The sequence below is a fragment of the Streptomyces sp. NBC_00466 genome (assembly GCF_041433995.1).
Classification (GTDB): domain Bacteria; phylum Actinomycetota; class Actinomycetes; order Streptomycetales; family Streptomycetaceae; genus Streptomyces.
The window spans coordinates 7076720-7102138 of sequence record NZ_CP107896.1 but is presented as its reverse complement, the minus strand read 5'-3'; the positions used below and the strand labels follow the sequence as shown (position 1 = coordinate 7102138).

The following is a 25419-nucleotide window of genomic DNA, read 5'->3' as shown; positions in this document are numbered from 1 at the left end:
AGGTCAGCTGCGGCCGGCGGCAGCGGGCGATGGCTCGTCCGTGGCGTCCGTCGGCGTGGGAGCCGACAGCTTGGCGGCGAAGAAGGACGGGGCGCGGCGCTGCTGGACGAGCATCACCACGAGGCCCACCGCCAGTGCGCCGACACCGATGAGGAAGACGCCGCCGATGTGCCAGTGCGGTGCGAAGGGAAGCGTCCAGGAGGTGCCGCCGGAGTCCGGGTTCCAGTCGTTGCGCAGACTCCAGACCCCAGCTGCTACGAGGGTCAGCCCGCCGATGGCCGGCAGGACCACCCGCAGCCACAGTTCACCGGCGCTCCGGCGCACAGCACGCCGGTGGGCCCAGGCGGAGGTGATCCCGGTGAGGCCGTAGTAGAGGGCGATCATCAGCCCGCAGGAGGAGACGGCGTCGCCGATCACATGCCCGTGGGCCAGGAAGTTCATCGCAAGGTAGACGACTCCGCCGGCCACACCGGTGGCGATCGTCCCGGCCTTCGGAACGGAGAAGCGGGGGTGCACGGTGCCCAGGGAGCCGGGCAGCGCCCGGTGCCTCGCCATGGCCAGCATGGTGCGCCCGAGGGTGAGTACGGTCGTCTCGGTCGACGCGGCAGCGGAGGACAGCACCATGAGGACCATGAGGTGCCACATCACCGAGCCGAAACCGGTGGTGCCGAACACGGCGCCGCCGAGGGCGGAGAAGACGTCGCCGGAGTGGTCAGGATTGGCCAGGCCGTTGCCGGTCGTGCCGATACCGGCGAACGAGACGGTGGCGTACGTCGCGCCGAGGTAGAGCGCCAGCAGCAGCAGAGTCGACAGTGTGGCGGCCCGGCCCGGCGTCCGGCGGCGGTCGGCCGTCTCCTCATTGACCGTCAGAGCGGTCTCCCAGCCCCAGTAGATGAACAGCATCAGCACCAGGCCGCTGGCGAAGGCGCTCGGCGAGGAGATCGCGAACGGGTCGAGCCACGACAGCTGCGGATGCCGGGCACCCGCGCCCGCGTGGCCGGTGTAGACACGGACGAGCGCGACGACCGAGAAGATCACCAGCATGGCGAACTCCAGGAAGAGCAGCGCTCGCTGGACGGCTGCCGCCACCTCGATGCCCCGGTAGCAGACAGCGGTCATCAGGGCGATCCAGCCCAGACCGACGGCCAGCACCCAGGGGCTCGACGGGTCCTCGCCGATGCCGTGCGCGCCGAACAGCAGGAACACGTACTGGCCGGCCACTTGCGCGAGGCTTCCCATGACCAGGACGAACGAGGCGATGATCGCCCAGCCGCCCATGAAGCCGGTGCGCGGGCCCAGCGAGCGGCTGGCCCAGGTGAAGATCGTTCCGCAGTCGGGGTCGGAGCGGTTGAGCGCCGCGTAGCCGAAGGACACGAACAGGATCGGGACGAAGGCCAGCACCACGACCGCCGGTGCCTGGAAGCCGACGGCCGCGACGACGAAGGCGAGTGTGGCGGCGAGGCTGTAGGCGGGTGCGGCCGATGCCGTCGCCAGGATCAGGCTGGTGACCATGCTCAGCGCCCCGGGCCTCAGCCCCTTGGACTCGGCTTCGGCCGAGCCGGGCGGCTCGGTCTGTTCGGTGGTTGCCATGGATGCTCCTCTTGCTCACGGAGTGGAGGGCCGGCCGGGATGTACAGCAGCGCGCAGGAGCACCCGGGACGGGTCTTCGCGGCAGTGGTGGAGTCCTGGAATCGCAGGGTCACGGAGTCGCAGGGTCACGGGAACGCAGTGTCGCTGTGTCGCCGAGTCGCCGAGTCGCCGAGTCGCAATACTGATTGGTGCGTCACCATTGCTGATGCCGGAACCCCCGTCAAGGGGTGCGGACAAAGTTGATCGCAATAGTTGACTGGCGATGCAGTCTTGCTCCACGCTCTCCCCCATGAGGTCACAGACCGAACCCGAGCAGACCGAACCCACGCCGACCGGGCCCGAGCAGACCGGGCCCGCGTCGGCCCCCGTGTCGGCCCCACCCGCCCAGGCGCACCGTGCACCGGACGAACGCGGGCCGGACGAACGCGGGCCGGACGACTCGGCCGGAGCCCGGCCCGTCATGACCGACGCTGTCGTCATCGGCGCCGGCTACGCGGGGCTCAGCGCCGCGCTCCGGCTGCGCGAACAGGGCCTCGACGTCGTCGTACTCGAAGCCTCCTCCCGCGTCGGCGGCCGGGTGCTGAGCGAGGAGCGCCCGTCGGGCGCGGTGGTGGACCACGGCGGTCAGTGGGCGGGCCCGACGCAGAAGCACCTGCTGGCGCTGGCCGAACGCTTCGGCTGCCGGACCTTCCCCACCTGGGAGACCGGACAGCACATCGAGGTCTGGCACGACGGGTCACGCGTCGGATACGCGGGCGCCGCACCAGCCTCCGGCCCCGGCATCGCCGAGTACCTCCGGATCACCGCACTCCTGGACGGGCTGGCACTGACCGTCGACCCCGAACAGCCCTGGCTGACACCGCACTTCACCGAGTGGGACGGTATGAGCGCGGAGTCGTTCTTCCACGGGCAGACCGCCGACCCGGACGCCCTGGTGCGCCTGGCCCTCGCCGTACAGGGCGTGTGGTGTGCCGAACCGCGCGAGATCTCGCTGTTCCACGTGCTCTTCTACATCCGGGCCGCGGGGAGTTACGAGCAGCTCATGGAGACCCGGGACTGCGCCCAGGACCGGCGGTTCGCCGGAGGCGCGGCCGGCCCGGCGCGGGCCGTCGCGGAGCTGCTCGGCGACCGGATCCGGCTGGGCGAGCGGGTGTGCGGTGTGGAGCGGCACGGGTCCGGAGTCCGTGTGCGTACCGCTGCCGGAACGGTCGTTCAGGCCCGCCGGGCGGTCGTGGCCCTGCCACCGCCCGCAGCCCGCTCCATCGCGTTCAGCCCCGCGCTGCCGGAGCCCCGCTCGGGCTGGATCGCGCACAGCCCGATGGGGCGGGTGGCCAAGGTCCATGCCGTGTACTCCGAACCGTTCTGGCGGGCGGACGGTCTGTCCGGCATCGCGACGCTCTACGGTCCGCTGCCGGTCGGCGTCGTCTTCGACAACTCCCCCGAGGACGGGTCGGCGGGCGTCCTCGTGGCCTTCGTCTACGGAGACCGGGCCGGCTCCTGGGCCGGACTGGACCAGGAGCAGCGCCGTACGGCCGTGCTCGGCAGCCTCCGCGCCGTCGTGGGCGAGCGTGCGGAGCGGCCGGTCGACTACACCGAAACCCTGTGGGAGGACGACGAGTTCGCCCGGGGCGGCTACGCGGCCTATGTGGCCCCCGGCGGCTGGAGCGGCTACGGGGAGCACGGCTGGCGGGAGCCGACCGGTGCGGTGCACTGGGCCGGAACCGAGACCGCGACGGTCTGGAACGGCTACATCGACGGTGCCATCGCGTCCGGCTACCGCGCCGCGGACGAGATCGCCGAGGCCCTCGCCGCTCCCACCGCCGTCCTCGCGGAGAAGCACGGCTGACGTCCCGGCCCGGCATACCGCCGGGTGCGGCCGGTCGAGCATAATGGGGCCCGCCATGGCGAAGGAGACTCAGAAAAGCGCGAATCCGGCCGGCTCGCGGGCCCAGGAACCCGACCGGCCACCGGAGACTGCGGCCGACCGGGCGCGCCGGGTGGTGCTCGCCGCCGACGTCAGCCAGCGCGAGTTCGCCGGCCTCATCGGGATGGACCCCACAGCACTGTCGAAGGCGCTGCGCGGCACCCGCAGGCTCCAGGACCACGAGCTCGCCGCCATCGCCCGCGTCGGCAAGGTGCCGGTGCGGTATCTGGCGACGGGCAGCGGCCGCGAGCCGGTGGCCCTGGCGCGTGCCGCCGCGGGGGGCGCACGGCGGCGGGCCGAGTCCCTGGACGCCGATGTACGCCGTGTCCAGATCCTCGAAGCCACCGCGCGGCTGATCGCCCGCCGGGGCATCCACGCCGTACGGGTCGCCGACATCGCCCGGGAGTGCGGCACCAGCACCGGCACCGTGCACTACCACTTCCCGGCGAAGAACGGCGCCCTGCGTGCCGCCCTCAGCTACTGCGCCGACCGGCTGCACGCCCGGCTGCGGAGCGAGTTCGAGCAGGTCGGCGACCCGGTGGAGATGCTGCGCAGGCTGGTCGAGGTCCAACTGCCCAGCAGCAGGGAGGACATCGACGAGTGGTCGGTGTGGATCCAGTCGTGGACGGCCGCCATGCTGGAGCCCTCGCTGCGCGAGGCGCAGCGGGCGGCCTACTCGCGCTGGCGCGGGACCGTTCTCGGCCTCATCGAGCACTGCCGGCGCGAGGGTCTGGCCCCGGATGCCGACCCCGAAGCGCTGACCAGCCGTTTCACCAGCCTGGTGGACGGGCTGGCGATCCAGATGCTGTCGGGCAGCGCCGAGATGCCGGTGGAGCGGATGCGCGAACTGCTCCTGGACGCCTTCGAACCGCACATCACGCTCCGCCGCTCCGGCTGACCACCCGGGCAAGGTCCCGGTCCCGGTCCCGGTCCCGCCACCGGAGCACACCACCGGCCCCGGGACCGGTCCCGGAATCGGTGAGGAGCGCCGCACAGCACCGCGGCACTCGCCGCTATGTGGGTTCGACCAACTGCAGCTTGGCGCGGCGCACCACCTGGGGACCCACCTCGGCTGCCCGGGCCACCAGCGCGTGGCCGTCCCAGTCCTGCGGCCAGCCGTCCCACAGGCGCAGCCTGCCGTCCACGACGACCGCGCTGATCTGGTCCCGGTTCGAGAGCCGGACCAGCTCCCAGCGCAGGTCGTACGACGGGGTGAGTTCCGGGACGTTCACGTCCACGACGAGGAAGTCCGCTGCCTTGCCGACGGCGATCTCACCGGTCACCCGGCTCAGCCCGACGGCGTCGGCGCTCAGCCTGGTGGCGTGGTCGAGCCAGAGCCGTCCGGCGCCGCACGAGGAGTCTCCGGTCGCCAGACCGGATGTCAGCCGCTGCGCGGACTCCGCCGCGTCGACCAGCCGGAACCCGTCGCCGCGGGTGCCGTCCGTCCCCGTACCGAACCGCACGTCCATCGCGGCCATCATGGTGGCCTGCGCGACGGCGTTGCCCTTCCAGGCGCTGGCCACCGGGTTGTAACTGACGGCCGCGCCGGAGTCCGCGAGCTGTCGCATCTCGGTGGGGGTGGTCAGAGTGGCGTGTGCGCCGAGGAGGTGCGGGCCGAGCGCGCCGATGTGGTGCAGATAGTCGATGGGGCGCCGACCCACGCTCTTCAACGAGCGTTCCACGGAGGCGAGATGTTCGTTGACATGGATCTGGAACACCGCACCGGCTTCCGCGCACATGTCCGCGGTCTTCTTGATGACCGCGGCCGTGGCGTCCTCGGGGACGGCGATGGCCAGGGAGGGGTGGATCAGCGGGTGGCCGCCCCACCGTCCGAGGTGCGCGGGGCCGCCCTTCCCATCGGAGACGATCTTGGAGAGCACACAGCGGATCCCGGCTTCCTCGGTGGCCCTGGCCAGCGCCCCGACATCGACCGGGGCGCGGGTCCCCGCGTCGGCGACGGTGGTGAAGCCGCCGCGCAGCGCTTCCAGCGCGGCGAGCTTCGCCGAGAGGTAGGCGGTGTCCTCGTCCAGTGCGTGCTCCAGCGGTTCCCAGACCGCCTTGAAGATCTCCGAAGGCTGTCCGAACGACTTGGCCTTGCCGAAGCTCTGGGTCAGATGGTGGTGGGCATCGATGAAGCCCGGCATCACCAAGTGCCCGTCAAGACGGACCGGGTGCAGGTCGCGGTGGGCGGCGATGAGCCGCTCGGCCGGACCGACCTCGCGGAACTTCCCGGACTCCACCAGGACCGCCTGTCCCCGTACCGGCCCGTCGGCGAGGAGCAGCAGTTCGGGTACGAGCAGCATGCGCTTGCCCGAGAGCTGGCCGGGCCGGAACGTGCGCGCGCCACCGCCCCGGGAATCCGCGCTGTGTGCCGCTGCGGGGGCCGCGTGGGCCGTGCCCCCGGCGGGGACGTTCCCGGGGGGTTCGGCGGCGGCGCTCGGACCGGCGGCCACGGACGCTCCGAGGAGCCCGCCCGCGCCGGTCAGTCCGACCCGGGCGAGGAACCCGCGCCGCCCGACACCGTTCTGACCCCCGCGCCGCTCGGTGGCCCGCCCCCGGCCCTGCTGCCCGCCGGACGGTTCCTGTACTGGATTCCGCTGGTTCCCGTTGGAGGGATCCCGCTGCCCGTCGTTCGCCAACCCGCTCGCCTGCTTTCCGTACGTACCCGACTGACCGTTCGTCCAGAGGCATCCGCGCACGGGCAGCAGCGGGTGTGCCGCGCACGTGAGGGAGCCGGAAATCACCGGCTCACGAGGTCGACCGCGCCGGGTGGCCCGACCCTAGAACCATGCCAATAAGCGGAACAAGCCTTCCGACATACGGGATTTGGCAGGTCGGGGCGGGGGCGGCGGAATGGCTCGACCACTGCGCCCGCCCCCTGGCCAGAGCGTCGAGCGGCGGGCGGACGGTGGCGTAACCTCACGGAAACATGGGCCGGGCCCGGCGTACGGCGTGCCGTCGGGGGCGGCTCGCCGGTCTGCGCGGTTTCTTACGGGAGTTGCCAGTCGCCGCCCCGGTCCTCCTTCGAGTACCGCGCGACGAGGTCGGGGACGCGCAGGAAGCAGGCCAATGCCGTGACGGCGTGAAAGGCGTCGATTCCCAACTGGTGCTTGGGCATACCCAGTCGCAGCAGGCGCGGTTTCACGGTGGCCTGGATCTCGTCGACGAACGGCCGCAGTGTGGTGTCGTAGTTCGCCAGCGCCCTGGGCAGGTCATGGGCATGCCGGTTGATCTCACCGGCCAGCACGTATGCACCGACCAGACCGCCGGACACCCCCATACCGCTGTAGGGGGAGGCGCAGTGTGCGGCATCTCCGACCAGGACCACGCGACCCCGGGACCAGGTGTCCGTGTGCACCTGTACGACTTCCTGGGAGTAGAAGCTCCCGGTCGCCTCCATACCGTCGAGGAAGCGCTCGGTCTGCCATCCCGCGTCACGGAACCGAGCGGTCCAGAACTCTTTCTGGCGTTCAACCGGCTCCCGGTGGACGGCCGATGCCCTCTCGGACTCTTCCCGCAGCACGAAATAGACCTGGGTCTCGGCCGGATCATGGCTCCTTCGCATGATCATCCGGCCGTCGGTGGCGAGATAGGTGTCCCGGATGTTGCTGTCCGACGCGATGCGCGGAACGAACCAGTAAGCCATGTGGATTCCCAGCCGCCGGTACGGCTCGGGAGAACCGGGCGGCAGGATGGCCCGCCGGATACGCGAACCTTGGCCGTCCGCCCCGACCAGGAGGTCGAACTCGCCGGAAGAGCCGTCGGAGAAGTGGGCGACGACTCCATTCCCGTCCTGCTCGAAGCGCTCCACGCTCGTACCGAAGACGTGGTCCGCGCCCTTTGCCGCATCGTGCAGGATGCGCACGAGGTCCCCGCGCATGATCTCGTACTCGGACGTCAGGGACTGACGACCGCGGCCGGAGGTGTTGGCCATGAGTGTGGCCCTCGCCCTGCCGCGAGCGTTCACGAAGGCGACGCCCGCTTCGTCCACGAGCTTGTCCCTGACGGCCCCGAGGAGCCCCATCCGCTCCACGGCATCGATGCCCTGGCCCCGAAGGTCGACCTGGGCACCCGTGGCCCGCAGCGCCGGGAAGCGTTCGACGACGGTCACCCGGTGACCGCCTCGGACGAGCCAGTAGGCCAGGGCCTCCCCCGCGACCCCGCCGCCGCAGACGAGGATCTTCAGGGAGGGAGTTCCAGTTCGTGGTCCAGGTGCCATGTCACTCATCCGTATCTATCAGTGATAGGTTCCTTTGCAGAGTCACCTATCGGCGATAGATTGTCAACGTGGCGAAAATGAACCGTGAGACCGTCATCGCTGAGGCGCTCGACCTGCTCGACGAGGCCGGTCTGGACGCCGTCAGCACAAGGCAGCTGGCCAAGCGACTGGGCGTCGAACAACCGTCGCTCTACTGGTACTTCGGGAACAAGAAGGAGCTGCTCCGCGCCATGGCCGAGGCCGCCATGGCACCCCATGCGACGGCTCCGCTGCCGACGCCTGCCGAGGACTGGCGTGACTGGTTCACCGAGAACACGCGCAGCTTCCGGCGAACGCTGCTGATGCGCCGCGACGGCGCACGGCTCCACGCCGGAACCCGCCCCGGCACGACAGACCTCGCCCGGGTCGCCCACAAGATGGCGTTCCTGGTCGCGTCAGGTCTGCCTGAAGAAAATGCCCGGATGGCGATGCTGGCCGCCAGCCGTTTCACGGTGGGCAGCGTCCTGGAGGAGCAGGCGGACGCCGCCCCCGGCGACAGCGCGGACGGTGCGGCGGATGGCCCGCCGATGGATCACGAGTCGGCGTTCGAAGCCGGACTGGCCCTCATCCTGGACGGCTTGGCACTTCACGTCGCGCGAGCATAGGGGTCCTCAGCCCGCCGGGGAGCGGACCGGCGGGCCGCAGTACCGGTGCGAGGGAACGGAGTTCCGGCTCTTCCGGCCGGCGGGAACTGCCGGGCACTCTCACCTGGATGTCCTGGCAGGCCGAAGACATCGAGGACACCGTGCCGGACTCGGGCAGGGGCCGCGGCCCCGGCGGCTCACTCCCCCACGAGGCCGTCCACCGATTCCCTGATGAGGTCGGCATGGCCGATGTGGCGGGCGTACTCCTCGATCAGGTCCAGCAGGATCCGCCGCAGGTTGGGCGACTCACCGGCGGAGGTGGTGAAGCGGCCGAGCTGCTCCGGACCGCCACGGTTGAGCGCATCGGCCACCAGGGAACGCGAGCGGGCGACGGCGCCCTCCCAGAGGGCCAGCAGTTCGTCCGGGCTGTCCTGGGCGGCCGACTTCCACTCCCAGTCGGGCTCGGCGTCCCAGTCCACCGCATCCCACGGCGCCCCCGCCGGCTCCGCGAGCAGGAGCCGGGCGACATGAGTGTCCTCGACATTGGCCATGTGCTTGAGGAGCCCGCCCAGCGTCACGGCCGAGACACCGACCGTGGCCCGCATGCCGGCCGCGTCCAGGCCGCCGCACTTCCACGCCAGCGTCGCGCGCTGACGCTCCAGGGAACCCAGCAGAGCAGCGGCCTCATCACCGGCGAGGGGCGGTTCGGGGCGGTTCTGTCCGTCGATGTCAGTCACGGGCGGAGCCTAACGGGAAGCCCGGTGCCGGACCAGGGAGTCCGGGACCGGCTTACGCGATCACGCTCTCGATAAAGGCCATCACGTTGTTCCGGGTCCGGGCGACCTTCTCCTCCACGGCCAGGGTCTCCTTGAACGCCCACCCGGCGCCGGTCGGCTTCTTGCCCCGGACATAGAGCGAGCAGGCCAGATCAGTGCAGAGGTACTGGCCGAGAGTGTTGCCCTGGCGGCCGGCCTCGCCGGGGCGGCGCGCGGTCATCAGCACCACCCGGCCGCTGGTGTGGGTCGTGAGGCACAGCGAGCACATGCTGCGGGAGGTGAAGCCGCGGCTGGCCCCGGTCGGCGCGCGCAGTACGAGGCCGAGCAGGCGGCCATCACCCTCGGCGACGAGATAGGCGCGGTCGGGGGCCCCGGGGTCGCGCCAGCCGAGGAAGTCGAGGTCCTCCCACGGGAGCTCCTCCAGATCCCTGGGGATGTTCACACGCTTGGCCTCGCCCTTGGAACAGTTCACGAACGAGTTACGGATGTCGGTCTCACTGAGCTGTCTCACATCAGTCGACGCTAGCTGGCCTAATATGTTTAGGCAAACCCTTTATTTCATTAGCTTGCGGAGGACGCGTGGCACGACCCGGCATCACCCCCGAACGCCTCACCACGGTCGCGGCGGAACTCGCGGACGAGATCGGCTTCGACAACCTGACCCTCACGGCGGTCGCACGCAGGCTCGGCGTCAAGGACCCGAGCCTGTACGCGCACATCCGCAACGCGCGTGAGCTGAAGATGCGGGTGGCGCTGCTGGCCCTGGAGGAACTCGCCGACGCGGCGGGCGCCGCTCTGGCCGGGCGGGCGGGCAAGGACGCGCTGGTGGCGTTCGCCAACGCGTACCGGGACTACGCCAAGGCGCACCCCGGCCGCTACACCGCGGCCCAGTTCGAACTCGACAAGGAGGCGGCCCTCAACAGCGCCGCGCCCCGGCAGTCGCAGATGACCCGGGCGCTCCTGCGCGCCTACCACCTGCCGGAGCCCGACGAGACCGACGCGGTGCGGTTTCTGCACAGCACATTCCATGGGTACGTGAGCCTGGAGAGGGTGGGCGGCTTCAGCCACACCTCGCGTGACGCGGACGCCTCCTGGGCCTATGCCCTCGACAGCCTCGACTTCGCCCTGCGCAACCGGCCCACGGGCTGACCGGCCGCAGCGCCCCGCCGACCCGCCGACCCGGCGGACGGGCGGACGGGCGGACGGGCGGACGGGCGGCAGCCCACGAACGGGCCTTGACCGCAGCACCGCCGTGCCGCGCAGCACCACAGCGCGCACCGCAGCGCCGCCGCGCCGTTCGTGAGCTCCCCGCTTCCCGCTCCGCGGTCAGCCGCTGACGCTCGGCGCCCCGGTCTCGATGTGGCCCGTGTACCGGCGGGACCAAGTGCTGTCGCAGTCGGCCGTGACGGTGAAGTCGTACCAGCCCTTCGAGAGAGTCACCGCGTTGAAGTAGTCCTCGGCAGTGCCGCCCGCCGGCACCGTGTAGGTCCACGGCCCGTCCGTGCGGTAGTTGGCGGCCGTGACAGTGAACTTGACGGCCGCCGATGACGTGTTGGTGAAGGTGAACCAGATGGCCTGCTTGCCGGTGTTCGGCGCCACGGCGTATCTGGCGGCCACCTCCACGGCCTTCCCTGCCTTCGACGCGTCGCCGGCGAACCGGCGCTGGAAGCGGTTCGGGCCCATCAGCGTGAAGTCGTACTTCCCCGATCCGTACCCCGCGCCGATGTTGAACGAGTCGGTCGCGGTGCCGCCCGGATCAACGGTGTACTGCCACGGTTCCGTCAACCGGTAGGCGTTGGGATGGATGGAGAAGTGCGCGGCGCTCTTCGCCGGGGCGCCCACATTGGACATGCCGAACCAGGCGAGGATCTTTCCGGCCGAACCGAATTCGAGCCGGTCCAGATTCGCGTTCGGCTGGTACGGAATCGCACGGGCCGGACGGGTGCCGCTCTCCTGCGCGGGAAGGGCGTTGGTCTGCGGAGCCGGGTTCGGCAGCGACGTACAGCTGCCGATCCCGATCACCTTCGCGGTGGACGGGAGGCCGGAAGGCACTCCGTACACCGGTGCGGTGAAGTCGAAGACCCCCGTGAGGTCGCCGGTGACCCTGCGCCGCCAGGCGCTGATGTTCGGGCAGGTGGCCGGGGTGCCGAGGGCCGTGGTCCAGGTCTCCAGGAAGCGGAGCACCGAGGTGTGGTCAAAGACCTCCGACGACACCCAGCCGCCCCGGGTCCAGGGCGACATCACGATCATCGGCACGCGGAAGCCGAGTCCGAACGGGACCCCGTTCAGGAACTCGCCCGGCTCGTCGGCGGGCGGTGACGGCGGGGGTACATGGTCGAAGAAGCCGTCGTTCTCGTCGTAGTTGAGGAAGAGGACCGTCGAGTCGAACACGTCCTGGTCGGACGCGAGCGCCCGGTAGACCATGTCGACGAAGTGCGCGCCGTCGCCGGGCGGGGCGTACGGGTGCTCCGAGAACCCCTGGTTCGGGACCACCCACGACACCTGCGGGAGTGTGCCCGCCAGGACGTCGGCCTTGATGGCCGCGGCGATGTCGTCGGGGGTGGAGCCGGTCGTTGCCGGAACGGAGGCCATGCCCCGGTCGTGGAGCGGGTCGCCCGGAGCGGCATTGGTGAACTTGGTGAAGTACGCGAGGCCGTTGTCGCCGAAGTTGTCCTCGGCGTTCTGGTAGAGCTTCCAGCTCACCCCGGCGCGCTGCAGCGCCTCCGCGTAGGTCTCCCAGGTCAGCCCCGACTCGTCGCCGCCGTCGTTGCTGGAGGAGTCGACCTTGCCGCTCCAGAGGTACGTGCGGTTGGGGCCGGTCGCGCTGAGAGTGGACGAGAAGTACCCGTCGCACACGGTGTAGTTGTCGGCCAGCGCGTAGTGGAAGGGCATGTCGCCGCGGTCGAGGTAACCGAGCGTACGGACGTTGCCGACCCCCGAAACCCAGTTGTCCAGGCGGCCCTTGTTCCAGGCGGAGTGCTGTGAGGACCAGCTGTGCGGCAGGTCGCCGTTGCACTGGGCGAGGGTCTCGCCGTCGACCCCGCCGGCCGCCGGGGTGGAGCTGAGCTTCCACGGGTACTGGCGCCCGAGGCCGTTCGGCTGGTTGAACACGGACTGTCCGCCGGACAGCGATATACCGCTGCGGTCGCCGAAGCCCCGGACCCCCTTGAGCCGCCCGAAGTAGTGGTCGAAGCTGCGGTTCTCCTGCATCAGGACCACCACGTGCTTGACGTCCCTGACCGTTCCGGTCGCGGCGGCCACCCGGCTCGCGGCCTCGGCGCGGTTTCCCGTGCCCATCGGAACGACGGCACCGGCAACCGCCCCCGCGCCGAGCGCCACGAAGCCTCTTCGACTGATCGGTGTCATCCGCCTGCCCTCGCTCTAGGAATCAGTTGCGCATACGTGACTGCGATTGCGCTATATCGCGCACAAGGGTGCAGGATTCACGGGGTCCACAGCTAGACCCATACCACCGGCACTCTGTGAAGATCCGTCGAACACCGCGCTCCGCGGCCGGGATCGGGCGGGGACCGTGGGGATGAACCGGCCGGACCGTAGTGGCGGGCGGGCGGAGACTGACTGCTTCAGGGACTGGACTTGGATCCCGTCGGATGGCCCGTCAGCGGTGCCGAGGGCGTCTTGCCGGCCGAGGCCGTGCCAGGGGTGCGGCCTAGCGGGACTCCCTGGTTTGCGCTGGTGGGATACGCGAGGACGAGTGCGATGGCGACGGCTGTCGCGATCAGCCACAGGATGTTCCGAACCATGGGGCGTTGCCTCCGGACGTTCCGAGTCAGAACGCGAAGCGTTCGAGGTGGATGTGTTTGGCTGGGGCTCCCGCGCGACGGGCAGCGTCGGCCGCAGACCGCCCCCAGGCGTCGGGACCGCAGATGTAGATGTCGTGCTCGCTGATGTCCGGCACGAGCTGCCGAAGTGCGATGTGGTCGTCCTCTGCGGCGTGCTCCGTCTGCCATGAGGCGCGTCCCCGGGCGCGGTGTCCGGGCAGGTAGACGATGCGAACACCGCGCTCCTGTGCCAGTTCGTCGAGCTCCCGCCGGAGGACGAAGTCGTTCTCACTGGAAGCTCGATACAAGAGCACCGCCTCATCTGCTGCGTAGTCGAGGTCCGTCAGGAGCGCGCACAACGGAGTGATACCGATCCCGCAGGCCATCGCTGTGAGTTTGCGCCCATGCCTGGACTCCCCGGTGAACCTGCCATATGGGCCTTCGAAGAGCACCCTGGTTCCGGGCCGGAGCATGCGCAGACGCCTGCTGTTGACCCCGACCTCCTTCGCGGTGATCCGCAGCACATCACCATGAGGTGGCGCCGAAAGCGCATAGGGATTCCCTCGCGTCCAGCCTCGTCCGTCGCGGAATCGCCAGATGAAGAACTGACCCGCCTGTGCCCGGAGTTCGTCGAGACCACGGCCGCGGAGGTGCACCGACACATTGCCCGGTGCATCCTCGACCACCCGCTCGACGACAATCCGGTGGCGCACCGAGCGCAGCGCGGGCATGCCCACGCGGAAGACCAGCAGGCTGCCGAGCGTCACCACGTAGAGGCTGACGATGTACGCCTGAGCCCATAGCTGCTTGAACTCGCTGCCGGCCCAGACCATGTGCGGAACAACAAGTCCGATACCGAGAAAGGTGTACAGGTGGAGAAGATGCCACGAGTGGTACCGCAGGCGCTTGCGGGCGGCCCGGCTGGATGTGATTCCCACGACAACCAGCAGTACCGTGCCGAGAGTTGCCAGCATCATGCCTCGCCACTCAGCGACCATCCACCACAGCGACCCAAGCAGGGAACGACCATCGCGGACCACGTAGCTGAATGCCAATAGCACGATGTGTGCCAGCATCAGGTTCAACGAGGCGAAGCCACTCAACCGGTGGATGCGGACGAGCCGGTCCCGGCCGACCGAGCGTTCGATGCACGGTATGCGTGCCATCAGGACGACCTGTACGAACATGAGGTAGGCGGAGACCAGACCGGTGAGCGTGCCGGGATATTTCAGCGGCCCCTCGGGCTTGGTCACCAGGTTCGCGATGGCGCCATCGCGAACCCACAGACAGACAAAGGACAGCAGGCCGGCACAGAAGGCCACCGCACAGAGGCGGCGGACCAGGGCGGCGTTCAGTCTCTCTTTTTTGGACGGCGCCCCGGGATTCCTTTCTCGGCCGAGTCCGAACGCGGGCGGTGAAATATCAGGGATCTGCTCGGTCATGGGGGGAGCCTCCTCGCAGGGGTGAACAAGAAGCGAGCGGGGGATGCACGACTGTTCCTTCACGGGACAGGAAAAGGACAGTCCTGCAGATTCAGGGGTTCTCACAGCGGCCCAAGCCGTCAACGCCAAGTCATCCCGAGTGCCGCTTGGACGCCTCCACCACTGAAAGAAGTGGAAGACCCCGCTTGCGGGCTGAATTATTGACCATGGGAAAAGCAAGACCGCCGCCGGCCGAAGCGTGAACGAAGTGCGCACTCATTGATGTGACTCCGATATTCAGCCAGTGAATTCAGATTCCCTATGGCTTGAATGTATATACGGCAGACCTGACCGGGGTACCCCCTTGCGCGTTCCGTTCATTTCGTTCACAGGCCGAGGGCCGATGCCCCCCTCGTAGCGCATGTCAGGCCGGACCCGCGGTGGCCAGGGCGTGTGCTGCACGCTCCCCACACATGCGGGCCTCTTGACCCCGGGAGCCGGCGGATCCTACCTTCCCCTCGGGAAAGCGCTTTCCCCCTGGGTGGGGAGTGGCGTTCCGGTGGTCCGCACCGGATTCCCGCAGCAGCGAGAGGACCTGGGATGCGCCTCCGACGAACGAACCGCTCTGCCTCACGTGTTGTCAGCAACGTCCCGCGGAAACGGGGGCGGGGCTGGGCGGCCGCCTCCCTCTCCCTCGCCGTCGCCGCGCTGACGGCCTTCGCCCCCACCGCTTCCGCGAGCTCCGGCTTCACCGTCTTCACCAATGAGCGGGGCGCGGACACACCCGGCCTCCAGCAGTACGGCGCCGTCAAGTCCACCGTGGTCTACGACTACTACGCGCTGACCTGCGACGCCGCCGGGTGCTACTCGAACGGCGGGGCGCTGCCGTCCGAAACCGCCTACGAGAGCAAGGTCAAGGAGTACATGGGCGCCGGCCAGTTCGGTGGCGGCGCCACCGCCCCGGTCGTGCTCGACTTCGAGAACATCGTGCTCACGGCGGAGTCCGGACCGGCGGCGACCAACGCGTTGAACCTCTGGAAGCAGCTCATCACCTGGACCCACAGAGCCGCGCCGTCCGCGCCGGTCGGCATGTACGGCTACGACTCGTCGACCACCAACAACAGCCTCACCCAGCAGTTGCACCAGAACGGCCTGCTCGACTTCTTCGCGCCCCGCGCCTACCGCGGCAGCTCCCAGACGGATGCCGCATGGAGCAGCACGCTCGACGCGGCCGTCGCCAACGACCGCTCCCTCGCGCCGGGGCAGCCCATCTACCCGTATATTTCGCCGAGTTGGGACGGCAGCCCCGGTGGCACGTATATGTCTGGTACCACCTGGGGCTACACCATCGGCCAGCTCAAGGCGAAGACCGACGGCGCGGTCGTCTGGGAGCCGTCCGCCACCAGCGCGTCGGCCTGCAACTGGGTGGCGCAGAACGCGTACGAGATGGGCGTCCTCACCGGTACGCCGAGCAGCGGACCGCTGACCGCCACCGCGAACCCGCCCAGCGGCAACTGCACGGTGCCGCGCGGGAGCACCACCACCGTGCCCGTCACCCTCACCAACACTTCGGGCTCCACCACCGCGGCGACCCAGATGCAGTCGTTCACGGGCGCATCAGGATTCAGCGGCAGCTGGCAGTACTGGAACGTGCCGTCCCTCGCGCCGGGTGCGTCGTTCAGTACGTCGCTGCCGCTGGCAGTCGCCTCCTCGCAGTCCACCAGCACGGCACTGCTCCACATCCGGACCGGGCTGAGCGACACGCGCTGGACGGTCGTCGTGAAGTAGGCACGTGCGGTCCGGTGAGGGCACCGCGACGGTCTCTCAGAAGACGGGTGGGCCCTGTTCGATACGGCGCATGACCGGCTCGAACCGGTCGAGCCCCTCGCCGGTCTGCAACCGGCGTTCGTCCCACCAGGTGGCGCCGGCCTCGATGAGCGGTCCGATCACGTCATGTGCCCGGGCGGCGTCGGTGGGGCTGGCGCCGCCCAGGACGATCTCGAAGGGAGCGGCGTCGGCGCGCAGACGGCGCAGGTAGGCGACCAGCTCGCGCACCTCGTCGACGGGCGGGATCTGTCCGTGCCTGGCCGATGCGAACAGCGGGACCGCGCCGTCCCAGCGGGCAGCGCGGCGCATCGGCGGCCGGTTGGGCCAGAATCCGCCGACCCATACCGGTGGGTGGGGGCGCTGCACCGTGGCGGGCAGCAAGGTCACGTCCCGGACCGTGTAGTGCTGCCCTGCGGAGGTGACGGGCTCACCCGTCCAGTAGCGCCGCAGCAATTCCAGACCTTCGTCCAGGCGCCCCGCGAGCACCCTCGGGTCGGTCGGCTCGCCGAAGCTGCCGTACTCGTCCTCGATGGGACCGCCGAGCCCCGCACCGAAGATCACCCTGCCGCCGCTGAGGGCATCGAGGGTGGCCACCTGGCGGGCGAGCTGCTCCGGGCGGCGCCGGGCGACCGGGGTGACCAGGGTGCCGAGCCTGAGTGTGGTGGTCGCGAGCGCGGCAGCGGTCAGGAGCATCCATGGGTCCCCGAAGGGCACACCCTGCCGCTCCCGCTTGTCATGCACCACGTGGTCCCAGACGAACAGCCCGTCCCAGCCCGCCTGTTCGGCGGCTGCGGCCACTTCTGCCACGGTTCTGGGATCTGCGAAATCACCGAAGTTCGGAATGTTGACCGAGAAGCGCATTCCCGCATCCTGCTTCATGGCGACGAGGCGGGCAATCGAACAGCCGGGGCTGCTCACCGCTCGGCCGGCGGTGGCAGCGCCCGGAGTTCCCGCTACCGGCCGGCCGCTGCTGCGGCGGCGTTGCCCCGCACTGTGACCTGCTGGCCCTGTCCGGTGGTCTGCGATGTGGTGCTCAGGCAGCTGCCCGACGCCGGGTCGCTGACGGTGGGGAGGCTCCCCACATGGTCCGTACCCGCCTCGGTGCCGACCGGCTTCCCGTAGGTCACGGTGACCTGCTGGCTGCAACCGGCCGTGAGATAGGGCTCGATGAAGCCCTGGTCGGCGCTCTTGAACCGGCCCGAGGCCGACGGGAGGCTGAAGCTTCCGATGTGCGCCACGGAAGCACCGGTCGCGGTCTGGACGACGTCTCCCGACATCAGCTGAGTGTCCCCGGTGACGCTCGCGCGCTTGAGGACGAGCGAGTACATCGTGCCCGGCGTGTAGGTGAACTGGACCGCGCAGCTCACTCCTGCGCCGCCGTCCGCGCCGTAGTTGCAGTGGCTGTCGGTCGTGGTGGCGTCCGCGTTGAAGGAGCTGAAGATCGCCTGGAGCGTGTGGTGCCCGTTCGCGTCCACGGGCTTCGGCTGGAATCCGGCGTACGGCCGGGTGCCGCTCTCCAGCGTCGTGTAGTAGGCGAAGTAGATGCCGGACGCGTCAGGAGCGGAGTCCACGGACATCGGCAGCGTCAGCGTGGTCACCGGGGTCGGCGCGTCCGTCGACCAGCGCAATATGGGGGTGGACGCCCACGACTGCCCGGCCGCGCCGAGGGCCAGGAGGGCGGTGGCGCCGAGGACGATGCCGGACCTGGCGAGACGGCGCCTGGACTTCCTGACGGTTGGCCCCGTGGTGGACGGACCCGTGGTGGTGGACCTGGACCCCGCGATGAATGGCGTGCGCATGTCATCTCCTGATGGCCGGTGTTCGGGTTGGGCGTCAGCATGTAAGCGATTGCTATCGCACCGCAAGAGGGTTCGCCATGTTTCTGTCTTTTACTATGGCCAGAGCCCATGCCGGAAGTAGTAACCGGTCACCTTCTGGGGGCAATTGACCCACTCCAGCGCCCCGCGACCACTGCCCACGGCCCGTACGCCACCCAGCTCGATGCCGGTCGGTTCCGGCACCGCGGTCACAGCAGGCACGACAATCCCCCGCAAGAGTGGCCCGGCCGCGTCGAACTGATTTCAGCGCCCGCCACCGCGCTCCGCCCGCCCAATCGGCCCGATCAGAACGTGTGTTCACGACATGAGCCGTGACGGGGCCCGATCCGGCGCGTTTTTGGAGCACCAGTGCCACTGCGGCACACAGATGGAGGACGCCATGAATCCCGTACCCGTTCCCGTGCATCAGCCCTCCCGAATCGAACGGCGGCCTGCCGCCGTGCTGGTGCGCCGTGTTGACGGCACCCGCCGCCCGGCGCGTCCGGACAGGGGATGGTCGGCATGAGCGAGTCGACCGACGAGACCGCCGGGACGGTCCCGGAGCCGCGCCCCACCCCGCTCCCGCCGGGACCAGCGGCGGAGCCGCCGGAAGCTGCGCCGGCCACCGGGGAGGAGGGGCCCTCCCCCGTGCCGGAGATGCGGTACGTGGACCTGACCGGCAGCCGTGAGGCGGCCGGCCGCTCGATCCGGATGCGCGACATGGCCCGGCGACTGCCTCAGCTGGTGCGCCGGTCGCTGGCGCTCGCCTGGCGCGTCGACCGATGGGCCACCGCCGGCCTGCTCCTGTGCCAGCTGGTGGCCGGTGTGATGCAGGCCCTTGGCCTGGTCGCCATCAGCGGGACCCTGAGCGCCCTGCTGACCAGCGGGGACGTCTACCACCGGCTTCTTCAGGCCTGGCCTTCCGTAGCACTGCTCGCCACCGCATCCGGAGTGCGGGCACTCCTGGGTATCACCGTCAGCTGGCTCTCCTCCCGGCTGGGGCCCCTCATGTCGCGCGAGGCCGAGCAGATGCTGCTCACCGGCTGCGCCGAGGTGGAGCTTTCCGCCTACGACGATCCGGGCTTCAACCGCGACCGGGAGGCTGCCGACCGCGGAGCACAGGTCACCGGGGACCTCATCGACGAGGGACAGGACCTGATCGCCTCGGCCGCGTCCTTCCTCGCCGGGGCCGTCGTCCTGGCCGGAGTGAGCTGGGTGCTCCTCCCCCTCCTGGTGGCAGCCAGCCTGCCGCAGGCCCTCGCCCAGGTCAGCGCCGCCCGGGTGCGCTATCTGGCGAACCTCCGCAGCAACGGCGACAACCGCATGCTGTCGGTACTGCGATGGCACATCTACACCAGGGAAGCAGCCGACCAGATCCGCGCCGGCACCATGGCCGGCTTCCTGTCCGGCCGCTACCGGCACACGGTCGCCCGGATCAACCGCGAGGACCGGACCGCAGCCGACAAGGGCGCCCGGATGTCCCTGGTGGGCGCGGTGTGCGGCGGCGTCGGATCGGCCATCGTGTGGGCGGCGGTCGTACGGCTGGTGGCCACCGGCCGTATCAGCGTCGGGCACGCCGGAACGGCCGTCTTCGCTCTGCAGACGGTGGGCCAGTCGGTGCGCGGGCTGGTCGCTGTCGGAGCCCGGGCCGTACGCACGGGCCTGTACATGGACGACTGGACCGGATTCCTGGACAAGGCAGGCGGGTTCCGCCTGCGCCGCGGCACGCACCAGCCGGAGCCACCGCGGACGATCGAGATCAAGGCGGTCACCCACCGCTACGCCGGCAAGAGCCAGGACGCGCTCTCGGACGTCTCCCTCACCCTGCACCGGGGCAAGGTCACCGCGCTGGTCGGCTTCAACGGCTCAGGCAAGTCCACGTTGTCGAAACTGGTCAGCGGCCTGTATCTGCCCTCGCACGGGCAGGTGTTGTGGGACGGCGTCCCCACCGGTGAGGCGGACCCGCAGAAGCTGTGGCAGCAAGTGGCCCTGGTTCCGCAGGAGTACGCCCACTGGCCACTGACCGTGCGCGAGAACGTGAACCAGGGACAGCCCACGGCTCGCGGCGACGCGGCGGTCCGTGAGGCGTGCGAGGCCGCCGGCGCCGACGAGGTCGTCGACACGCTCGGCGCCGGCCTGGACACCCTCCTCGCCCGCGAGTGGCTCAACGGGGAAGAGCTGAGCGGCGGCCAGTGGCAGCGCGTCGCGCTCGCGCGGGCGTTCTTCCGCGAGGCCGGGCTGCTGGTCCTCGACGAACCGACCGCGAACCTTGATCCCCGCGCCGAGTACCGGATCTTCCAGCGACTGCGAACCCTGGCCCGGGAACGGGTGGTGCTGCTGGTGACCCACCGCATCACCAACGTCCGTGTCGCCGACTGGATCGTGGTCCTCGACGAGGGCCGGATCGTACAGGAGGGCACCTACGAGGACCTTGCCCGACAAGAGGGCCTGTTCCAGCAGTTGCTGTCCTACCAGGTCACCTCCGAGACCGACGGCGAGAAACGGAGCACACCCGCATGAGCCGTACACGATTCCGGGGCGCGCACACGGCGCGGATTCAGGCTTCGGCCTGAGCCTGTTCCCGGGTGAGGTAGTGCACCTGGGTCTGGCCGGTGTGCGGGGCGAGCAGTTCCCGCAAGTCGCCGGCGGCGGTCCTGAGAAGGTGTCCGTCGCGGGCGGCGTGGACGGTTTCGAGGATGAAGGCGACGTGGGTGGAGTCGTCGGTGACGCGGGTGCGGTGGGCGTCCCGGTGGTTCCAGTGCCGGGTCAGTACGTCGGTGGTGTCGGTGTAGACGACCTCGCCGGCCTTGGGGTTCTCGGTGGTGCCGGGTTCGCCGAGCGGGGTGAAGGTCTCGGTGCCGTCGGCGTAGCGGATCTCGACGTCCCCGGTGACGTGGTCGAGGTCGAAGGCGCCGGCGGGCAGGCCGTGGCGGACGGAGACGGCGTTGTAGGAGTCGACGGCCGGGTTGATCCGGGGCAGGGCGCCCTTCTTCGCGAGGCGGCGGCCGAGTGCGTCGACGCTGGGCCGGATACGGCGGGGGTTGGTGCCGAAGGAGCGGTAGGCGGTGTGCCAGGCCGCTATGCGTGGGTCGGTCTCGTCGGCGGGGTGCCAGGAGCCGTCGGCGAGCTGCCGCTCCAGGTCCTGCAGGGCGGCGGTGGTGGCGGGCCAGGGTTCGTGGCCGCGCAGCCCGGTGGCGGTGACGACGGCGATGAGGCTGTCGGGGAAGGCGTCGGCGACGGCGGGACTGATGCGGAAGGTGGTCATCGCGAGGAGGATCCGTTTCGGGGAGGGCGTACGGGCCGGGGTCAGGCTTCCCAGGGGCCGATGCGGTCGAGTCGGCGCCGCTGCTGGGCTGCGGTGAGCGCGTCCAGGCCGGTGCCGCGTTCGGTGAGTCGGCGGGCGGTGCCGGTGCGCTGCTCGACGGGTTTGTGGTCGTCGTACTTGAACTTCGCCCGTACCTCGGTGATGTCCAGGCGCAGGCCGCGGATGCCGGGCAGCATCCGTCCGTAGGGCGGCTGGTCGGGGTCGATGGGGGCGTGGTCGCCTTCGGGCTGGAAGTGGTTCATCTGGTGGCGCAGCAGCTGCGCCTTGGCTTCGGGGTCGTCGATGATCGTGGCCCGGCCGGTGAACTGGACGGCCGCGTAGTAGCTGGTGGGGACGCCGTCGGTGGGCGGGATGCCGGGTTTGGCGCGCCAGGGGCCGGGGATGAAGGCGTAGTCGCCGGTGACGGTGAAGGTGACGTGGGGGTCCGCCTCGATCGTCTGCCAGACGGGGTTGGGACGGGCGAGGTGGATCAGCAGGCCGGCGCCGTCGACGGTGAAGTGGGTGGGCACGACGACGGGCGCCTGTCCGGGCAGGCCGTTGACGCTGAGGATGCCGAAGTCGTGGCCGTCGGCGATCCAGGTCTGCCACTCGGCGTCGTCCAGGGCGGCGTCCCAGGGCTGGATGAACATACGGGGTCCTTCCGGGCAGGGGCGCTGGGTCAGGTGAGGGCGAGGAGGCTGACGGCGACGGCTGCGGTGCCCAGGCCGATCAGTTGTCCGCGGTGGATGCGTTCGGCGAGGAAGCTGCGGGCGAGCAGGACGGTGCGCGGAACGTGGGCCTTGCGGGCGCCGAGACCGCCGAGGAAGTCGGCGCATCCGTAGGCCGGTGAACTGCCCAGGGCCAGCGGCAGAGCGATCACGGGTACATCCCTTACCATCAATGGAACGACCACACCGTACAACGCATCGACCGGGGTTCGTCAACCGAACGACCGCACGGTGCAGTGCAGTGATCCACTTGCCTGGAGGGACCCAGCGATGGCCGAGACAGCGGCGGCACTGCGGACGCTCGCGCACAACGTCCGCGCGGCCCGTACCCGTGCCGGGCTGTCCCTGGACGAACTCGGCCGGCGTGCCAAGGTCAGCAAGGGCGCCCTGGTCGGACTGGAGAAGGCCCAGGGCAACCCGAACTTCGCCACCCTGGTACGCCTCGCCGACACCCTGGGTGTCTCGGTGTCCGCGCTGCTGGAAGGGCCGGCCGAAGGCCGGGTACGGGTCGTCTCCGCCGACGCCGTCATGCCCTTGTGGGCCGGGGAGGAAGGCGGCGAGGCGCGGCTCATGCTGACCACATCGGGGCCGGCCCCGGTCGAGGTCTGGCGCTGGAAACTGGAACCGGGCGAGGAGTACCCCAGCCACCCGCACCAGGCCGGCGTAGTGGAGACCGTCAGTGTCACCGCCGGACAGATGGTGCTCGTGGTCGACGGCACCGAGCACGCCGTCGAGGCCGGGCAGACGGCCACCTTCGACGGCGACGCCCCCCACGCCTACCGCGGCTCAGGCACGAAGACCTGCCGCCTGATCATGACCGTTCACATCCCGCCCGGACCCAACTCCGCGAGCTGACCTGCGCAGCTTGTACCCGTCAGAGCTCCGGTCGCACGGGGACGAAGCCGCTGTCGAGCAGCCTCGGCAGATAGTTCCTGACCGCGGCGACCGTCTGGGACCGGTTGCCGCCGCCGTCGTGGCAGAGCACGATCGCCCCGTCCTTGATGTCGCGCAGCACGGAGTTGGTGATGCTGCGCGTCCCCGGCCGCGCCCAGTCGTTGGTGTCGATCGACCAGCCCAGCGGCTCCATGCCCAGGTCGGCGCAGATCCCGAGGGTGACCGGGTTCCAGTCGCCGTACGGTGCGCGGGCCCACTGGGGCGGGGCGCCGAGGATCTTCTCGATCAGATCGCTGGTCCGGGAGAGTTCGGACCGGGCGGCGGCCGGCTTCAACTTGGTGAGCTGGGGATGGGTCCAGGAGTGGTTGGCGACGGCGTGTCCGCCGTTCGCGATGTCGTGCAGCAGCTGCGGGTACTGGACGGCGTTCTCGCCGATGACGCAGAACGTCGCCTGCACGTCGTACTGGGCCAGGATGCGCAGCACTTGGGGCGTGTAGAGGGGGTCGGGGCCGTCGTCGAAGGTGAGCGCGATCCTGCGGCCGCCCTCCTCCATCGAGTACACCGCATGGGTGCGGACCGCCGCGTTGTGGGAGGGGGCGCCCATCGATGTCTCGCCCGCGAAGGGCCGTAGCCGGTAGGTGGGGGGACGGGCGGCCGCCGCCGCGGGTGGTCCGGCGGCCGGTGGAGGCTGGACGTGGAGCGGGGGCGGGGCACCGGCCGGTGCCTGTGAAGGATGCGGGGCGGCGGCCGGGGCGTTGCCGCCGGACGGGCCGCACGCCCGGGAGACCACTCCTCCGACAGCCAAGGCGCCCAGACCGACCGCGGCGCGCACGAATCTGCGGCGCCCTTGCGTATTAGTGTGATTTTCTGACTGCATGGCACCGTACTGCCATATACCGGGGCGATTACCCGGCCGACAGCGCCGGACGCGCGTCCGATTCCACTCTGTCGGGCCATCCCCCGCCCACCCCCGCACGCGGCGCGCCGCGTCTTTCCCGGGTCCGGGCGGGACCGGGGCGCCCGAGCACCCCGGTCCGCCACCGCGGGCGGCGCCGGTTCAGCCGCTGTCGGCGGCGCGGACCGCCCACCTCTCCTCCACCTTGGCGATGCGCCAGTAGGCCAGCGCCGCGGCCCACACCACGACGAAGAGTCCGACGATGAGGTAGCCGACATTCCCGAGATCGAGGCCCGCTATCCAGCCGGTCACCGAGTCCTGCAGGGAGAGCTTGTCGTGCAGCACACTGATCAGCTCGATCGTGCCGATGAGGAACGCGACGGCGATGGACAGGCCCGTGATGGCGAGGTTGTAGAACACCTTGCGCACCGGGTTGGAGAAGGCCCACTGGTACGCGAAGTTCATGAAGGTGCCGTCGAGTGTGTCGAACAGACTCATTCCGGCCGCGAAGAGCAGCGGCAGGCAGAGGACGGCGTACCAGGGCAGGCCGGCGGCGGCGCCGCTGCCCGCCATCACCATGAGCGTGACCTCGGTCGCGGTGTCGAAGCCCAGGCCGAAGAGGAAGCCCAGCGGGTACATCTGGCCCGGCCGGCTGATGGACTTGGTGAACCGGCCGAGTATGCGGTTCATGAACCCACGTGAGTTCAGGTGTGATTCGAGTTCGGCCTCGTTGTAGCGTCCGGCGCGCATCTCCTTGAACACCCGCAGAATGCCCACCAGGGCAACCAGGTTGAGCGCCGCGATGAGGTAGAGGAACGAGCCCGAGACGCTCGTTCCGACGACGCCGAGCACCTGGTGGGTGTGTGAGCCCTCGTTCATGAGGATTCCCGCGAGCCGGGCTCCCCCGGCGACCAGCGCCGCCATGGCCACCACCACGCTGGAGTGGCCCAGCGCGAACCAGAAACCGACCGAGACCGGGCGCTTCCCGTCAGCCATGAGTTTGCGGGTGGTGTTGTCGATGGCGGCGATGTGGTCGGCGTCGAAGGCGTGCCGCATCCCCAGCGTGTACGCGGTGATGCCGAGGCCCACGCCGAAAGCCTTGGACCCGACCTCGTAGTGGCCTGGTTCCACCAGCAGGAACAGAACGCCGAACGCGACGACGTGGAGGGCTGCTATCACCCCCAGCAGCCCGGCGGTTCGTACGGTGTCCTCGCGCCGCCAGGCGAACGCGGTGGTTTCGGGCAGGGTCAAGCGGATCACGCTCCAGCACCTCGTGGATCACTTCGTGAGATGCCGTGGCCGGTCTCCTGGCTGACGGGTTCGCTGACGCTCGCCTCCGGCCCTGCCTTCCCGGCCGCGGATGCGGCCAGTGGCTTCGACGGGACGGAGACTCCCCGATCACAGTGGCGAGGGCCGCTCCGGTCTGAGGCCCCTGGGGGCTTTCACCGGTCTTCCCGAACACCACGGCCCGTTCACCCTAGGTTCTGGCCGCCGGTGCCAGCAAGTGCGCCCACCTGGGCAGGTATTGCATCTCACACCTGCCGAGCCCATGGCTGCGGGCCCGCTGCCGCACACCGGTGGCAGGGAGAGCCCGGCTCTCACCACGCACCGGCGGCAGC

The 25419-nt window shown here is 70.0% G+C and carries 19 protein-coding genes, 2 pseudogenes and 1 riboswitch; of the genes and pseudogenes, 7 read left to right on the top strand and 14 right to left on the bottom strand.

Annotated features, from left to right (window positions below; translation table 11 throughout):
* Nucleotides 1–3 precede the first annotated feature (3 nt).
* Nucleotides 4–1590, bottom strand: a complete 1587-nt coding sequence (locus OG210_RS31790) for an APC family permease (protein WP_328323253.1) — start codon at nt 1588–1590, stop codon at nt 4–6.
* A 289-nt stretch (nt 1591–1879) separates the two neighbouring features.
* Between OG210_RS31790 and OG210_RS31785 the strand changes: the two genes are divergently transcribed.
* Both OG210_RS31785 and OG210_RS31780 read left to right on the top strand, forming a co-directional pair.
* A complete protein-coding gene (locus OG210_RS31785; protein WP_328323255.1) occupies nt 1880–3436 on the top strand; it encodes an FAD-dependent oxidoreductase in 1557 nt (518 codons plus the stop codon).
* Between the two features lie 55 nt (nt 3437–3491).
* Nucleotides 3492–4412, top strand: coding sequence for a TetR family transcriptional regulator C-terminal domain-containing protein (locus OG210_RS31780; protein ID WP_371539970.1), 921 nt, complete (start codon nt 3492–3494; stop codon nt 4410–4412).
* A gap of 115 nt (nt 4413–4527) precedes the next feature.
* Here OG210_RS31780 and OG210_RS31775 read toward each other — a convergent pair whose 3' ends face one another.
* Nucleotides 4528–5817: an amidohydrolase family protein gene (locus OG210_RS31775; protein ID WP_371540567.1), complete on the bottom strand. Its 1290-nt coding sequence runs from the start codon at nt 5815–5817 to the stop codon at nt 4528–4530.
* Between the two features lie 686 nt (nt 5818–6503).
* On the bottom strand, nt 6504–7733 hold the full coding sequence (locus OG210_RS31770; RefSeq protein ID WP_328323261.1) for an FAD-dependent monooxygenase: 1230 nt from the start codon (nt 7731–7733) through the stop codon (nt 6504–6506).
* 77 nt (nt 7734–7810) lie between these two features.
* Between OG210_RS31770 and OG210_RS31765 the strand changes: the two genes are divergently transcribed.
* A complete protein-coding gene (locus OG210_RS31765) occupies nt 7811–8377 on the top strand; it encodes a TetR/AcrR family transcriptional regulator C-terminal domain-containing protein (protein ID WP_371539967.1) in 567 nt (188 codons plus the stop codon).
* 176 nt (nt 8378–8553) lie between these two features.
* Here OG210_RS31765 and OG210_RS31760 read toward each other — a convergent pair whose 3' ends face one another.
* Nucleotides 8554–9093, bottom strand: a complete 540-nt coding sequence (locus OG210_RS31760) for a DUF664 domain-containing protein (RefSeq protein ID WP_328323266.1) — start codon at nt 9091–9093, stop codon at nt 8554–8556.
* A 52-nt stretch (nt 9094–9145) separates the two neighbouring features.
* Nucleotides 9146–9643, bottom strand: a complete 498-nt coding sequence (locus tag OG210_RS31755) for an FBP domain-containing protein (RefSeq protein WP_328323268.1) — start codon at nt 9641–9643, stop codon at nt 9146–9148.
* A 68-nt stretch (nt 9644–9711) separates the two neighbouring features.
* Between OG210_RS31755 and OG210_RS31750 the strand changes: the two genes are divergently transcribed.
* The gene (locus tag OG210_RS31750) at nt 9712–10281 is read left to right on the top strand and encodes a WHG domain-containing protein (RefSeq protein WP_328323270.1); all 570 of its coding nucleotides are present in this window, start codon (nt 9712–9714) and stop codon (nt 10279–10281) included.
* 177 nt (nt 10282–10458) lie between these two features.
* On the opposite strand, the gene OG210_RS31745 is transcribed toward OG210_RS31750, so the two are convergent.
* Together OG210_RS31745 and OG210_RS31740 are read right to left on the bottom strand one after the other, a co-directional pair.
* Entirely contained in the window at nt 10459–12498 is a 2040-nt protein-coding gene (locus OG210_RS31745; RefSeq protein ID WP_328323272.1) for a phosphocholine-specific phospholipase C, read from the bottom strand.
* A gap of 424 nt (nt 12499–12922) precedes the next feature.
* A complete protein-coding gene (locus OG210_RS31740) occupies nt 12923–14356 on the bottom strand; it encodes a ferredoxin reductase family protein (protein ID WP_328323274.1) in 1434 nt (477 codons plus the stop codon).
* 579 nt (nt 14357–14935) lie between these two features.
* Here OG210_RS31740 and OG210_RS31735 point away from each other — a divergent pair.
* The gene (locus OG210_RS31735; protein WP_328323276.1) at nt 14936–16123 is read left to right on the top strand and encodes a hypothetical protein; all 1188 of its coding nucleotides are present in this window, start codon (nt 14936–14938) and stop codon (nt 16121–16123) included.
* Nucleotides 16124–16159: 36 nt separating this feature from the next.
* Here the strand turns inward: OG210_RS31735 and OG210_RS31730 are convergent, their stop codons facing one another.
* Both OG210_RS31730 and OG210_RS31725 read right to left on the bottom strand, forming a co-directional pair.
* Nucleotides 16160–17023: an LLM class flavin-dependent oxidoreductase gene (locus tag OG210_RS31730; RefSeq protein WP_328335273.1), complete on the bottom strand. Its 864-nt coding sequence runs from the start codon at nt 17021–17023 to the stop codon at nt 16160–16162.
* Between the two features lie 92 nt (nt 17024–17115).
* Nucleotides 17116–17961: a hypothetical protein gene (locus OG210_RS31725; RefSeq protein ID WP_328323278.1), complete on the bottom strand. Its 846-nt coding sequence runs from the start codon at nt 17959–17961 to the stop codon at nt 17116–17118.
* Between the two features lie 675 nt (nt 17962–18636).
* Here OG210_RS31725 and OG210_RS31720 point away from each other — a divergent pair.
* Complete coding sequence (locus OG210_RS31720; protein ID WP_328335275.1) at nt 18637–20499, top strand: ABC transporter ATP-binding protein; 1863 nt, start codon at nt 18637–18639, stop codon at nt 20497–20499.
* Between the two features lie 37 nt (nt 20500–20536).
* Here OG210_RS31720 and OG210_RS31715 read toward each other — a convergent pair whose 3' ends face one another.
* The 3 genes and pseudogenes from OG210_RS31715 to OG210_RS31705 form a co-directional block, all read right to left on the bottom strand.
* Nucleotides 20537–21244, bottom strand: a complete 708-nt coding sequence (locus tag OG210_RS31715) for a B3/4 domain-containing protein (protein WP_371539962.1) — start codon at nt 21242–21244, stop codon at nt 20537–20539.
* Nucleotides 21245–21285: 41 nt separating this feature from the next.
* The gene (locus OG210_RS31710; protein ID WP_371539960.1) at nt 21286–21933 is read right to left on the bottom strand and encodes an FMN-binding negative transcriptional regulator; all 648 of its coding nucleotides are present in this window, start codon (nt 21931–21933) and stop codon (nt 21286–21288) included.
* Between the two features lie 29 nt (nt 21934–21962).
* A pseudogene (locus OG210_RS31705) lies at nt 21963–22067 on the bottom strand (EamA family transporter); the annotation flags it as partial.
* 214 nt (nt 22068–22281) lie between these two features.
* On the opposite strand from OG210_RS31705, the gene OG210_RS31700 reads away from it, so the two are divergent.
* The gene (locus tag OG210_RS31700; protein ID WP_328323286.1) at nt 22282–22866 is read left to right on the top strand and encodes an XRE family transcriptional regulator; all 585 of its coding nucleotides are present in this window, start codon (nt 22282–22284) and stop codon (nt 22864–22866) included.
* 19 nt (nt 22867–22885) lie between these two features.
* On the opposite strand, the gene OG210_RS31695 is transcribed toward OG210_RS31700, so the two are convergent.
* A complete protein-coding gene (locus tag OG210_RS31695) occupies nt 22886–23710 on the bottom strand; it encodes a polysaccharide deacetylase family protein (RefSeq protein ID WP_371539957.1) in 825 nt (274 codons plus the stop codon).
* Between the two features lie 252 nt (nt 23711–23962).
* A pseudogene (locus OG210_RS31690) lies at nt 23963–25082 on the bottom strand (HoxN/HupN/NixA family nickel/cobalt transporter).
* Nucleotides 25080–25281, bottom strand: a riboswitch (cobalamin riboswitch). (Overlaps the previous pseudogene by 3 nt.)
* Nucleotides 25282–25419 lie beyond the last annotated feature (138 nt).